Origin of the sequence: Shewanella sp. 38A_GOM-205m (assembly GCF_000518445.1) — a bacterium.
Lineage (GTDB): Bacteria > Pseudomonadota > Gammaproteobacteria > Enterobacterales > Shewanellaceae > Shewanella > Shewanella algae.
Genome location: NZ_JADP01000007.1, coordinates 94,230 through 107,586, shown reverse-complemented (window position 1 = coordinate 107,586; position 13,357 = coordinate 94,230). Strand labels below are relative to the sequence as shown.

14 protein-coding genes are annotated in these 13,357 nt (G+C 58.7%); all 14 read left to right on the top strand.

What is annotated here, in order from left to right; all coding sequences use genetic code 11:
- Positions 1 to 209: 209 nt before the first annotated feature.
- The 14 genes from N512_RS0108665 to N512_RS0108600 are packed head-to-tail and all read left to right on the top strand — an operon-like array spanning position 210 to position 13,346.
- A complete protein-coding gene (locus tag N512_RS0108665; protein ID WP_028780066.1) occupies positions 210 to 938 on the top strand; it encodes a beta-ketoacyl synthase chain length factor in 729 nt (242 codons plus the stop codon).
- The gene (locus N512_RS0108660; RefSeq protein ID WP_081737118.1) at positions 935 to 1,732 is read left to right on the top strand and encodes a lysophospholipid acyltransferase family protein; all 798 of its coding nucleotides are present in this window, start codon (positions 935 to 937) and stop codon (positions 1,730 to 1,732) included. The genes N512_RS0108665 and N512_RS0108660 overlap by 4 nt, the downstream gene beginning before the upstream one ends.
- A complete protein-coding gene (locus N512_RS0108655) occupies positions 1,719 to 1,973 on the top strand; it encodes a phosphopantetheine-binding protein (protein WP_025010130.1) in 255 nt (84 codons plus the stop codon). The genes N512_RS0108660 and N512_RS0108655 overlap by 14 nt, the downstream gene beginning before the upstream one ends.
- A 9-nt stretch (positions 1,974 to 1,982) precedes the next feature.
- Positions 1,983 to 2,231 carry an acyl carrier protein gene (locus N512_RS0108650; protein WP_028780064.1) on the top strand — a complete coding sequence of 83 codons (249 nt, stop codon included), beginning with the start codon at positions 1,983 to 1,985 and terminating at the stop codon, positions 2,229 to 2,231.
- Entirely contained in the window at positions 2,231 to 2,779 is a 549-nt protein-coding gene (locus tag N512_RS0108645; RefSeq protein ID WP_028780063.1) for a hypothetical protein, read from the top strand. The genes N512_RS0108650 and N512_RS0108645 overlap by 1 nt, the downstream gene beginning before the upstream one ends.
- Positions 2,780 to 2,789: 10 nt before the next feature.
- Complete coding sequence (locus N512_RS0108640) at positions 2,790 to 4,160, top strand: AMP-binding protein (RefSeq protein ID WP_028780062.1); 1,371 nt, start codon at positions 2,790 to 2,792, stop codon at positions 4,158 to 4,160.
- Complete coding sequence (locus N512_RS0108635) at positions 4,153 to 4,515, top strand: ApeI family dehydratase (protein WP_028780061.1); 363 nt, start codon at positions 4,153 to 4,155, stop codon at positions 4,513 to 4,515. The genes N512_RS0108640 and N512_RS0108635 overlap by 8 nt, the downstream gene beginning before the upstream one ends.
- Positions 4,512 to 6,224 (top strand): glycosyltransferase family 2 protein, encoded by a 1,713-nt coding sequence (locus tag N512_RS22605; protein WP_051472722.1) that lies wholly within the window; start codon positions 4,512 to 4,514, stop codon positions 6,222 to 6,224. The genes N512_RS0108635 and N512_RS22605 overlap by 4 nt, the downstream gene beginning before the upstream one ends.
- Positions 6,221 to 7,774 carry an HAL/PAL/TAL family ammonia-lyase gene (locus N512_RS0108625; protein ID WP_028780060.1) on the top strand — a complete coding sequence of 518 codons (1,554 nt, stop codon included), beginning with the start codon at positions 6,221 to 6,223 and terminating at the stop codon, positions 7,772 to 7,774. Before N512_RS22605 ends, N512_RS0108625 begins: the two co-directional genes overlap by 4 nt.
- A complete protein-coding gene (locus tag N512_RS0108620; protein WP_028780059.1) occupies positions 7,771 to 8,208 on the top strand; it encodes an acyl-CoA thioesterase in 438 nt (145 codons plus the stop codon). The genes N512_RS0108625 and N512_RS0108620 overlap by 4 nt, the downstream gene beginning before the upstream one ends.
- Positions 8,205 to 9,056 carry a LolA family protein gene (locus N512_RS22600; protein ID WP_051472721.1) on the top strand — a complete coding sequence of 284 codons (852 nt, stop codon included), beginning with the start codon at positions 8,205 to 8,207 and terminating at the stop codon, positions 9,054 to 9,056. The genes N512_RS0108620 and N512_RS22600 overlap by 4 nt, the downstream gene beginning before the upstream one ends.
- Positions 9,056 to 11,413 (top strand): MMPL family transporter, encoded by a 2,358-nt coding sequence (locus tag N512_RS22595; protein WP_037474548.1) that lies wholly within the window; start codon positions 9,056 to 9,058, stop codon positions 11,411 to 11,413. Before N512_RS22600 ends, N512_RS22595 begins: the two co-directional genes overlap by 1 nt.
- Positions 11,410 to 12,666: an NAD(P)/FAD-dependent oxidoreductase gene (locus N512_RS0108605; RefSeq protein WP_028780058.1), complete on the top strand. Its 1,257-nt coding sequence runs from the start codon at positions 11,410 to 11,412 to the stop codon at positions 12,664 to 12,666. Before N512_RS22595 ends, N512_RS0108605 begins: the two co-directional genes overlap by 4 nt.
- On the top strand, positions 12,663 to 13,346 hold the full coding sequence (locus N512_RS0108600; protein ID WP_028780057.1) for a DUF3261 domain-containing protein: 684 nt from the start codon (positions 12,663 to 12,665) through the stop codon (positions 13,344 to 13,346). Before N512_RS0108605 ends, N512_RS0108600 begins: the two co-directional genes overlap by 4 nt.
- The last annotated feature ends 11 nt before the right edge of the window (positions 13,347 to 13,357 follow it).

The window sequence follows — 13,357 nt, the reverse complement described above, 5'->3', positions numbered from 1 at the left end:
TCCCTTGTTAGCGAAAAGTTGTAACTGATCTTTAGCTGTAACCTAAACCCCTTCTTAAAACCCGTACTTTCAGTGTAGAATATGGCCCTTTGTACCGGTGTTTCAGAGGGAACGGGCAATCGGTACGGCGGTCGCATTCCGACCCGACAGATTCACTCCCTCACGACCCGTAAGGGATAGCAACAAAGATCTGTGTCAGAGGCAAAGCAGTGCAACTAGCGTTCAGTATTCTCTCCTGGGGAGCCTGGTCCCCGGAGTATCAACAGCAGCAAGATTGGCAGCAGTGGCAAAGTAGCAACTGCGCCCTTGATGACAGCGATCGCATTGCCCCCAAGTTACCTCAGGTTGCCGCCATGCAGCGGCGCCGTTTCAGCCGCCTGAGCAAAATGATGCTGGAAGCCGCCTTTCAGGCTGAAGCCCCCAGCCAATGCCGCAGCGTATTTGCCTCGCGCCATGGCGAACTCAATCGCACCATAGAACTGCTGCAGGATATTATTGCCAGGCAGCCACTCTCCCCCATGGGTTTCAGCCAATCGGTTCACAACACCGCCAGCGGTCTGTTTGGCATAGTCACGGGTAATACTGGCGCTTCCACTTCAGTGGCGGCGGGCACAGATACCCTCTCCCAAGCCATGTTGGAAGCCTGGGCCCAGTTGGCCGAGGACCCCAGCCCCCTGCTATTGGTGTTCGGCGATGACCCTGTGCCGCCCGTCTATGATGAATTTACCCAAGAGATGGAACTGCCGCTGGCCTTGTCTCTGCAGCTGGCCCCGGCCAAGGTTACCGGCATCGCCCGAGTTACCCTGAGCCAGCAGACCGGCGCCGGGCAGCCGCTGAGCTTCGGCGCCCTGCTGCAGGCACTGGCAAACGGCACGGCAATCCAGGGGCAACTGGCCCATTGGCATTGGCAGCTGGAACCCTCAAGGGAGCCGCTATGACAGCCCCGGCAACCGGTATCGGCTATTTTCCCCGTTGGCTCGCCGGCATCAGCTGTTATATCGCCTTCGGCCTTGGCGGCTTGCTGAGCTCCTTGACCATTTTACCTGTGCTGAGGTTCTGGCCAGGCGAGCGCGATGTGCGCATTCAAAGAGTACAAAAAGCGGTGCACTACATGTTCCGCGGCTTTGTGCATATGCTGACCTGGGCCGGCGTGGTCAGGGTCAGCACAGTCAATCTGCAGCGATTACAGCAGGCCAAAGGCATGGTGGTGATTGCCAATCACCCCACCCTCATAGATGTAGTGGTGTTAATCAGCCTGATGCCCAATGCCGGCTGCATAGTAAAACAGGGGCTGTGGCGTAACCCTTTTCTGCGCGGAGTCGTCTCCGCCGCGGGCTATATTCCCAACCGCGGCGCCGATCTGCTGCTACAGGACTGCCGTGAAGTGTTGGCCAGAGGCACCAATCTGATCATCTTTCCCGAGGGCACCCGCACGGTAAAAGGCGCGGCGATCAATCCCTTTGCCCGCGGTTCGGCCAATATCGCCCTGCGCACCGGGGCCGATATTCTGCCAGTGGTACTCAGGGTGGTTCATCCCGGACTCACCAAACAGGACCCCTGGTACGAAATCCCGAGACGCACCATACAGATGCAAGTGGAAACCGGGGCAAGCATAGCGCATCTGAGATATGATGCCGAAAGCGGTGGCGATGCCCGGATGGCACGCCAACTCACCAGAGATCTGGAAACCTATTACAAACAACAATTAGATATAAATTATGAGCTTACATAACGAAATTAAACAGCTAATCATAGATTGCCTCGATCTTGAGGATATCAGTATCGACGATATAGATACCGAAGCACCGCTGTTCGGTGAGGGGTTGGGACTGGATTCCATCGATGCACTTGAGCTGGGCTTGGCGATCAAGAAGCAGTTCGACGTCAAGATAGAAGCCAACTCAGAGGCAACCAAGGCTCACTTTTACAGTGTGGCCAGCCTTGCCGCGTTTATCGAATCCCAGCGCGCGTAGGAGGTGCTCATGCAAAGCCGTGAACAGATATTGGAAATGCTGAGCAAGATCCTGGTCGATGAGTTTGAAGTGGATGCCGAGGCGATAACCCCTGAGGCTTCCCTCTATGAAGAGTTGGATCTGGACAGCATAGATGCGGTGGATCTGGTGATCAAACTGCAACAGCTGACCGGCAAAAAGATCCAGCCCGATGAATTCAAGTCGGTACGGACGATCAACGACGTGGTTAACGCCATCGAGGGACTGGTTAAAGACTGATGCGCGCCCTGGCTCAGACAGTCACGGCCCTGTTGCTGCTGGGATATCCCCTGGCGGTATATCTGGGGCTGAACTATCTGCCGGGCAATGGCCTGGCACTCTTGCTGGCGGCCTTGCTCGGTGCCAGGTTGCTGCTGGGGAAGCAAAAGCTCAAGGCGCTGGCCGCTCCGGTCGTTCTGGGGTTACTGCTGGCGCTCGGCAGCCTGCTCGCCAAGCGTCAGGACTGGCTGCTGTACTACCCTGTGCTGGTCAATGCCTGCATGCTGGTGCTGTTTGCCTCTTCGCTGCTTAAAGGTCCCAGCATGGTGGAACGTCTGGCCAGGTTGGCCGAGCCGGATCTGCCCGAGGAAGCCAGGCCCTACCTGGTGAGGGTCACACAACTCTGGTGTGGTCTGTTTGTCTTCAACGGCGGCATGGCGGCTTATACGACGCTGTTTACCAGCCTGGAGACCTGGACCCTGTACAACGGCCTGATAGCCTATCTGCTGATGGGGCTGCTCGGTGGCGGAGAATGGCTCTATCGCCACTTTTGTCTGAAGCGATCATAAAGGGACAGTTATGACAGAGTTATTGAAAACCTGGCTTACCCAAGGCCCAGCAGGGCAACAACTGATCAGTTTTAACCACCATGACATAGTCACGGGTTCACTGTTCGCCACCCAGGTCTATCATCTGCATCAGCGCCTGCAAGCCCGGCCGGAAAAGCGTTGGCTATTGGCCTGCGACAGCAGCGATCTGTTCGCCGTTGGCCTCTGCGCCGCCCTGTTGTCGGGCAAGCAGATCATACTGCCGGCCAACACTCAGCCGGGTACTCTCAGCGAACTGACCCAGGAGTTTGATGCCATAGTGTCAGACCGCCCCCTGTGTGAGGGCAAGATCTGGTTCGAGCTGAAAAAAGAGCTGTCACTGCCCCACTCGCCCTGGCCGCAGATGGCCGAGGGGGATGAGTTCGGCGAACTGCTGCTGTTCACCTCAGGCTCCAGCGGCCAACCCAAGGCGGTTCGCAAGCGTCTGCAGCAACTGGATGCAGAAGTCAGTGTGTTGGAGCAGACCTTCGCCGCTCACCTGCCACACTGCAGCGTGATTGCCACCGTCAGCCACCAGCATATCTATGGCTTGCTGTTTAAGATTCTCTGGCCACTGGCGGCCAGTCGCCCCTTCCTCAGCGATCTGGTGGAATACCCGGAAACCCTGAGTTACTACACCGCCCTGTTTCCCAACCTGTGCCTGATCAGCAGCCCGGCGCAGCTGTCGAGGCTGCCGGATGCGCTGGAGCATGAACGCCAGCTGCACACTCCCAGCCTGATCTTCAGCTCCGGAGGGCCCCTGAGCCTGGAAGCCGCCCAAGGGGTCAAGCGCTGCTACGGTAGCCTGCCAATCGAGGTCTACGGCAGCACGGAAACCGGCGGCATAGGTTATCGGCGCCAACAGAGCAGCGACACGCCCTGGCAGGCCTTTGCCCCCATGGAGCTGAGCAATGACAGCGACGGCGCTTTGCTGCTGCGCTCGCCCTATCTCGAAGACGACGGCCAATACCGCTGTGAAGACAAGGTTCGGCTGCTGGGCGAAGGCCAGTTCTGCCTCGAAGGCCGTTTGGACCGCATCGTCAAGATAGAGGAAAAGCGCCTGTCTCTGGTGCAGATGGAAACCTTGCTCAACGCCCATCCCTGGGTGACCCAATCGCATCTGGTGCTGCTGGAAAACCCCAGAGTACAACTGGGCGCGGCGGTAGAGCTTTCCACCGCCGGCAAGGCACAGCTGGAAGCCGAGGGCAAACTCAGCATCAACAACGCCCTCAAGGCCCATCTGCTGAGCCAATTTGAACGTGTGACTCTGCCAAGGCGCTGGCGCTATCCACAGCAGCTGCCGCTCAACGCCCAGGGCAAGTTGCTCAAAAACGATATTCTTGAGCTGTTTGATCATGATTAAGTCTGTTCTTCCGCCCATTGTTCAACACCGGCATCAGGACAATGAAGCCAGTTGGCGCCTGAGCATTCCGGCCGAGCTGCCTATGTTTGCCGGCCACTTTCCCGGCCAGCCAGTATTGCCCGGCGTGACTCAACTGGACTGGGCCGTGCGTCTCGGCAGCCAGGCATTCGGCTATGATGCCGAAGTCGCGGTACTCGAGGTGCTCAAGTTTCAGCAACTGCTGTTGCCAAATATGCAAGTCACCCTCAGCATCAGCAATAACCCCGCCAAGGGCAAACTGAGCTTCAGTTACAGCGACGGCGAACAGAAGTTCGGCTCGGGCCGTATCGCCTTCAAAACAGAGGCCAAGCAATGAAGCTGGCGCTGATCATCCCCAATTACAACCACAGGGGCCATATCGCTGCGACGCTGGAAGCCCTCAAACCGCTGGGGCTGCCCTGCTTTTTGATCAACGACGGCAGCGACGATGAGACCCGCTATCTGTTGCAACAGTTGGCCGAACAACACAGCGACTGGGTCAGCCTGCTGCATCACCCATACAACCGCGGCAAGGGCGCCGCCGTGATGACAGGCCTGCGCGCCGCCTGGGCCGCGGGTTTTTCCCATGGCCTACAGGTGGACGCCGACGGCCAACATAATCTGGAAGATATTCCGGCGCTGATAGCCAGAGCACAGCTCAACCCCAAGGCGCTGATCTCCGGCCTGCCGCAATATGATGATTCCGTGCCCAAGGGTCGGCTCTACGGCCGTTACCTGACCCATTTTTGGGTCTGGGTCGAGACCCTGAGCCTGGATATCCGCGATTCCATGTGCGGCTTTCGAATCTATCCACTGGCGGCCACCGAGGCCCTGCTTCGCAGCGAAGCCCTCGGCGAGCGGATGGATTTTGATATCGAAGTCATGGTGCGTCTCTACTGGCGCGGTGTTGCCATAGAACATATTCCCACCAAGGTGATCTACCCGGAAGACGGCAGCAGCCATTTTCAGGGGCTGGCCGACAATGTAAGGATCAGCAAGCTGCACACCAGGCTGTTTTTCTCCATGCTGTGGCGCAAGCTCAAGGGGCAGAAACTGGGGCCAACCCAAGCGGCACAAGGCAACCCCCAAGGCGCTCATTGGTCCAACGTCAAGGAGCGAGGCAGCTACTGGGGTATCAAGCTGCTGGCCGAAAGCTATCGTTTCGGCGGCCACTGGCTGGCACGGGCAATCATGTACCCGGTGATCTGTTATTTCTTTATCACGGGGCGACAGGCCCGCGAGGCGTCACAAGCGTTTCTAAAGCGGGTACAGGCACAGGAGCCACAGCACCCGAGTCTCAGCCAGCCGGTGACTTGGCGCGACAGCCTGCGCCACTTCTTCGCCTTCGGCAATGCCGCGCTGGATCGCATCGATGCCTGGTGCGATCGCATTCGTTTGCAACAGGTGGAGTTCAGCGACCGTCAGCAGTTGGCCGAGCAGTTGCAAAGCGGCCAGGGAGCCGTGTTGCTGGTGTCCCACCTTGGCAATATCGAGCTGTGCCGCGCCATCTCCATTCACCAGCGCAAGGTGAAGGTCAATGTGATGGTGATGACCCGCAATGCCGAAAACTTCAACCGGGTGCTCAAGCAGCTGAACCCGGACAGTGAACTCAACTTACTCCAGGTCACCGAACTCAATCCGGCCACCTCCATGTTGCTGCAAAGCAAGGTCGAGGCCGGTGAATTGGTGGTGATAGCCGCCGATCGCACCTCCAGCCACAGCCCGGGTCGCACGGTGAAAGTGCCATTTCTCGGCGAGATGGCGCCCTTCCCCCAGGGTCCCTTTATTCTGGCCGGTCTGCTGGACTGCCCCATCTACACCATGTTCTGCCTGCGGGAACAGCAGGGCTATAAGGTCTGGCTCGAGCCCTTCGAGCAGAGTCTCAAAGGCCCGAGAGCCGAGCGGCAGCAGCGACTGCAACAGGCAGCAGGCCTCTATGCCCGGCGGCTGGAACATTTTGCCCGCAAGGCACCACTGCAGTGGTTTAACTTTTTCGATTTTTGGCGGCAGGACCAAGTTGCTGACCGCCCCAAGGACAACTCATGAGCGCAACAGTTAAGGCCACCAAGACGGTCGGCTTCGGCCAAACATCACTGACACTGGAACAGGTGGTCGCCATTGCCAAAGGGGCGCCGGTGACCCTCAACGCCAGTGCAGAGTACCGTGACTATATCCAGCGCGGCGCCCGCTTTATCGACAGCCTGCTTCATGAAGAAGGCGTGGTCTATGGGGTCACCACAGGCTACGGCGACTCCTGTACCGTCAATGTCGGCCCGGATCTGGTACACGAATTGCCGCTGCATCTGTCGCGCTTTCATGGTTGCGGCATGGGCAAGGTGCTGGAGATCCCCCAGGCCAGAGCCGTGATGGCCTGTCGCCTCAACTCACTGGCCGTGGGTAAGTCCGGTGTCAGCTATGAGCTGCTGGAGCGTATAGCCCTGCTGCTGAATCTCAACATAGTGCCGGTGATCCCGGAGGAAGGCTCTGTGGGTGCCAGCGGCGATCTCACGCCACTGTCTTATCTGGCCGCCGTACTGGTTGGCGAGCGGGAGGTCTTCTATCAAGGACAGCGCCGCGCCACCAGCGAGGTCTACGCCGAACTTGGGATCAGCGCCCTCAAGCTCAGGCCCAAAGAGGGCCTGGCACTGATGAACGGCACCGCCGTGATGACGGCGCTGGCTTGTCTGGCCTATGACAGGGCCGAGTACCTGAGCCGCCTGTGCGCCCGCATTACCGCCATGGCCTCACTGACACTCAAGGGCAACTCCAACCATTTCGACGAGATACTGTTTGCCGCCAAGCCGCACCCGGGGCAGAACCAGGTCGCGGCCTGGATCCGTGAAGACCTCAACCACCACGAGCACCCACGTAACTCAGATAGACTGCAGGACAGATATTCGATTCGCTGTGCGCCGCACATTATCGGGGTCTTGGCCGATGCCCTGCCCTTTATGCGCCAATTTATCGAGACCGAGCTCAACAGCGCCAACGACAACCCGATAGTGGACGGCGAGGGGGAACATATTCTCCACGGTGGCCACTTCTATGGCGGCCATATCGCCTTTGCCATGGACAGCCTCAAGAATGCGGTGGCCAATTTGGCGGATCTGCTGGACAGGCAGATGGCTCTGGTGATGGATCCCAAATTCAACAACGGCCTGCCGGCCAACCTGTCGGCCAGCCAGGGCGAGCGCAGCCCCATCAACCACGGTTTCAAGGCAGTGCAGATAGGTTGCTCGGCCTGGACCGCCGAGGCACTGAAACACACTATGCCCGCCAGCGTGTTCTCGCGCTCTACCGAGTGTCACAACCAGGACAAGGTCAGCATGGGCACCATTGCCGCCCGTGACGCCCTGCGGGTGCTGGAACTGACCGAGCAGGTGGCCGCTGCCGCACTGCTGGCCATGAGTCAGGGGATCCGCCTGCGCCTGCTCGCCGGTGAACTGGAACGTGAGTCGCTGACCGAGTCAGTAGCTACCACCCTGGCGCAGCTGGAAGCCGACTTTGAACTCTTGATTGAAGACAGGCCGCTGGAAGCCTTGTTGCGGCAAACCCTGGCCAAGATCCAAGCCGGGGAGTGGGAGGTGTGCCGATGAAAGCCATCCTCAGCACTGAAATAGAGCTGGAGATCCCCTTCCACGATGTCGACTCCATGGGCATTACCTGGCACGGTAACTATCTGCGTTATTTTGAGATAGCCCGCTGCAAGCTGCTGGACAGGTTCGACTACGGCTACAGCCGAATGCAGGAGTCAGGTTACGCCTGGCCGATAGTGGATCTGCAGCTGAAATACGTCAAACCCAGCCGTTTCGAGCAGAAGATCCGGGTGAGTGCCGCCTTGGTTGAGTGGGAAAATCGACTGAAGATTAACTACCAGATTTGCGACGCCGCCAGCGGTGAGCGCCTCACCAAGGGCTACACCATACAGGCCGCAGTGGATATGCAGACTCAGGAACTGTGCTTGGTGACCCCGCCGGTGTTCCGCGAGCGCCTGGCGCCCTTTATCGGGGCTACCGAGGCCAAGCCATGAAACCTTCAGCCTTCGGCTTTCGGCTCACTCGGCAGCCCGCCTTACTGCTTGGGCTGCTGGGACTGGTTTGGTTTGGAGCCGCTTGCAGCAACATGGCTTTAGGGGAAGTGGCGCCAGCCACTATGGTATTGGGAGAAGTGGCGCCGGCCAATATGGCATTGGGAAAAGTGGCGGCTGATAACACTCAGACAGAGCCGGTGGCAGTGCTGGCCGCCGAAGCCAAGGGAAAAATCAGGCCGGAGGCACAGGCATTCGACAAACTCTTTGCCAACCCGGCCACAGAGCAGGCTCTGCAACAGTTAAGCACTAAGATGGCCCTCAGCGACAGCAGCCGAGGCCAGTTTGAGCAAGTACGCTGGCTCAGGGTGCTGAAACAACCACTTCGCAGCAGCGGCGAATTTCTGTTTCAGCGAGAACTGGGCATGCTCTGGCAACAGCAGACTCCCTTTGGCAACCTCTTGCTGCTGAAACAGGGCGAGCTTATCCAGCAGGACAGCCAGGGCAAACTCAGTGTCACCAAGGCCGATGCCGGCCCGGCGGCCTTGGCTGAAATGCTGCCGCGCATGATGCAATCCCTGCTCTCCGGTGATATTCAGGCATTGAGCCAAGGGTTTGAACTCTATCTGCTCAATGACCAAGCGGGTCATTGGCAACTGGGACTCAAGGCCAAGGAGCAGACAATGGCAGCTCTGCTGCCGCAAATGGTGCTCGAAGGCAATCAGGATCTCGAATCTCTGACCCTGCTGGCCAAGAACGGCGATATCAGCCAGATATTCTTCTCTGAACTGGATAAATCCCCACTCAATGACAGCGAGCGCGCTCGCTTCTTTCCCGAGGTGACCCCCTGATGTCGCCTCGCCCTGAACCCGCTCGTCCCTGGCTCTCGGCGCCGGTTGGCCTGCTGTTGTGGCTGGGGCTGCTGACGCTGCTTATTCTGCTTGGCGTCTGGCAGTGGCAACAGGGCGGCCGTATTCAGAGCGATATTCTCGCCATGCTGCCCAAGGTACAGGAAGATCCGCTCGCCGAAGCGGCGCTGAAACGCATGGAGCAGAAACTGGGCAATCAAGTGTATATCGGCCTGATTGCCAAGGATAAGCCTCAGGCGATCGACGCCGGCAAACAGCTGCAAAGTGCGCTGGAAAAGGAGCAAGGCGCCTTTAAGAGAGTGCGCAGCGCCGAGGCCGACAGCTTCAGCGCCCTGGGGCGTTTCTATTTCCCCTATCGCATGGGGCTGCTCAGTGACAGCCAGAGGCAGCAACTCGCTAGCGGTGAATTAACGCCTTTGATTCAAAACGCGCAGCAACAGCTCTATAGCGCCTTTGGCGCCGCCGGCAGCGACCTGATTGCCGAAGATCCGCTGTTGCTGTTCCCCGACTGGCTCAAGTCGCTGGCCGAGGGCCGCAGTCTCACCCAGGCAGAGGGCATACTGTTGGCGCCAACGCCGCAGGGCCAGTATGCAGCCATAGTGATGGCCGAGGGCATAGGCAGCGCCTTTAACCCGCAGCAACAGGCAACCCAGCTCAAGGCACTGGAGCAGGCCTTGGCGCCTCTGCCGCAAGATATTCGAGTGCTCAAGGCCGGCGCCCTGTTTCATGCCGCGGCCGCCACAGAATCGGCCAAGAGCGAGATCAACCGTATCGGATTAGTCTCCCTGCTTGGAGTGATCCTGCTGGTGCTGCTGGCGTTTCGCTCCTTGATGCCGCTGACGGTGGCACTGCTCACCCTGGGCAGTGGATTTCTGGCGGCGACAGTCACGACCCTGACACTGTTTGGCGAACTGCATCTGCTGACGCTGGTGTTCGGCACCAGCCTTATCGGAATCGCCATCGACTACAGCTTTCACTTCTACTGCGAGCGCTTGCAACATCCCAAGGCTTCTCCCAGGCAGGTGATTGGCCTGATATTCCCGGCCGTGACCCTGGCCTTGATCACCAGTGTCGGCGCTTACCTGGGCATAGGCCTGGCGCCTTTTCCCGGCATGCAACAAGTGGCCGTGTTCTGTGCCAGCGGGCTGATTTTCACCTGGCTGACACTGCTGCTGGCTTACCCGGCCATAGCCGCCAGCCCTTTGCTTGCCGGAGATAGCCGCCTGGCGCTGGCTGGACGCTTGCTGAATCTCTGGCAAGCTCTCGGTCGGCGCAGCAGTCTGTTAATCCTGGTGCCACTGGGGTTACTGCTGCTGTTTGGCGGCATTGACCTCAAGGCCAACGATGATATCCGGGCGCTGCAGAGCAGCCCACCAGCGGTCAGCGAGACGGAAAATGCTCTCAGGCAACTGCTGAGTGGCGGCACGGACAATCAGTTCCTGCTGGTCCGGGGTGACAGCGCCGAGGAGATGCTGCAGCGTCTCGAACAGCTGGCGCCCGGGCTCGAGCGTTTGATTGCGGAAGGCAAACTCGGCAACAGCGTGAATATCGCCTGCTATTTGCCGAGCATCAAACGCCAGCAGCAAGATCATCAGTTGCAGGGGCTTATCTATCGCCAAACAGACAAGGTTTTGGACACCCTGGGGCTGAATGCCGAGTTGGCCGGGCCGCTCTCGAGGCAATGGGCCGAATTCCAACCGCTCTCGGCCACAGACTGGCTCGCCAGTGAAGGGGCTAAATCCTCAGGGCTGAGTGACCTCTACCTCGCCCCCACTGACGGAATATCGGCTCACGCCGCCATAGTGCTGCTCGGTGGCATCCACGATCTCGACGCCCTCAAGCAGCTGGCAAGCAGCCACCCGGGCGTGCAGTTGGTCGACAAGGTCGCCGATATCTCGGCGCTGATGGCCAAATACCGTCAGTTGACCCTGCTGATGCTGGCGCTGGCACTGATGTTGGCGGCGGTGATTTTCAGCTGGCGCTTTGGTTTGCGCCGCGGCCTTTGGGTGGCGCTGGTGCCGACTCTAGCAGCGATTCTGACTCTGGGTGCCCTTGGCTGGCTCGGCAGCGGCTTGACCCTGTTTCATGCCCTGGCACTGGTGTTGGTGTTCGGTATAGGCGTGGACTACAGCCTGTTTTTTGCCGAAGCCAAACAGCATCCCAGAGGCGTGATGTTGGCGGTGCTGATGTCTGCCGCCTCCACCCTGCTGGCCTTTGGCCTGCTGGCTTTGAGTGACACCTATGCCATTGCCGCCTTTGGTATAACCCTGGCGTTGGGCATAGGTTTTACCCTGTTACTCGCTCCCCTAACCTCAACTCTTACAAGGAATGCAAAGTGAACACTGCCAATGCCGTGGAACAAGTCGATGTAGTAATTATCGGTGCCGGGCCATCCGGCTCGGTCGCGGCCAGCCTGCTGAAACAACAAGGAGTAGATGCCCTGGTGCTGGAGCGGGCCCAATTTCCACGCTTTTCCATCGGAGAGAGTCTGCTGCCCTGCTGCATGACAGTGCTGGAGCAAGCTGGGATGACAGAAGCCGTAGCCGAGGCGGGGTTTCAGTTTAAAAACGGCGCCGCCTTTCGACGCAACGGCCGCTACACCACCTTTGATTTCAGTGACAAGTTTACCCCGGGCCCCGGCACCACTTTTCAGGTTCCCCGAGGCCAGTTCGACAAACTGCTGGCCGACACCGCCAGTACCCAAGGGGTAGAAATACGTTATGGCCAGACGGTCACCGCGGTGGATCTCAGCGCAGAGCCACGGCTGACAGTGGCAGACGAAAATGGACGAGTCTATTCAGTGCTGGCCAAATATCTGCTGGATGCCAGCGGCTTTGGCCGGGTGTTGCCAAGATTGCTGCAGCTGGAATGCCCCTCCAGCCTGCCGGCCCGCTCAGCCATCTTTACCCATATTGAGGACAATATCAGCGACCCGGAGTTTGACCGTAACAAGATCCTTATCAGCGTGCATCCGCGCAACAAGGATATCTGGTATTGGTTGATCCCCTTCAGTAACGGCACCTGTTCGCTGGGGGTGGTGGCCGAACCGCACCTGCTGGCAAGACTCGAAGGCAGCCTGGAGCAGCAACTGCGCACCATAGTCAATGAAGAGCCAGGGCTGGAGGCGCTGCTTAAGGACGCCAGAGTGATCCGCGACTGTGCCACCTTGAAGGGCTATTCGGCCAATGTCAGCACCCTGGCCAGCAACAAGTTTGCCCTGCTGGGCAATGCCGGTGAGTTTCTCGACCCGGTATTCTCCTCCGGGGTGACCATAGCCATGCACTCGGCCAGCCTGGCCTGCGACTGTCTGGTACGCCAGCTCAAGGGGGAAGCGGTAGACTGGCAGCAGGATTATGCCGATCCCTTGATGCTGGGGGTCAACACCTTCCGTACCTATGTGGAAGCCTGGTATGACGGCAGATTCCAGGAAGTGATCTTCTTTGAAGACGCCAATCCGAAAATAAAACAGATGATCTGCTCTATCCTGGCGGGCTACGCCTGGGACAGCAACAACCCCTTTGTCAGTGAATCCCGGCGCAGATTGGATCTGGTGGTGAACCTCTGCCGCGACGCTGTCGAGGAAGCCTTATGACAGCCGCTGTCACCCGCTTGCTGCTGTTTGCCACTGTGCTGGTTGGCCTGAGTGGCTGCAGCCAGCTATTGTATCGCCAAACCTGCGTTGCCCTGGCAAAGGATGTCAGTTATTGTCTGGCGCCGCTGCCGCTGAACCAGGCCGCGCCCAAGGGACAAACCTCTGATACCAAGGCTGCCAAAGACTCAAAGCAGCCAGATGAGCCTCAGGGCAGTGGCTCGGTTCAAGCTCAAACTTTGGAGCAAACGCTCAGTCTCAGCCAGCAGGTGCGGCTGCAACGAGGGGAGCAGAGCCATGAGCTTATCAGCCAACTGGAACTGCAGCCGCAGCAGATGACTGTGGTGGGGCTGGCACCTCTGGGCCAAGCACTGTTTACCTTGATCTACGATGGACATACACTGACCAGCGAGCAGAGTGTGCTGCTCGGCAATGAGTTTAAAGCAGAATATCTGCTGGCCTTGCTGCAGCTCATCTATTGGCCGGAGGAAAAGCTGAACGCTTATCTGGATGGCGCCAGGGTGAAACTGGAAGATTGCGCCGCCGTCCTGTGCCGGGTATTGCTGAGCAATGACAATCGCGAGCTGATGCGGATAAGTTACTCCAGCCCCGACATCTGGCATGCGGAAGTGGCCATGAACATGCCGCAGGCCGATTTAAAACTGAACATTAAGCCCCTGTAATGGATACAGGG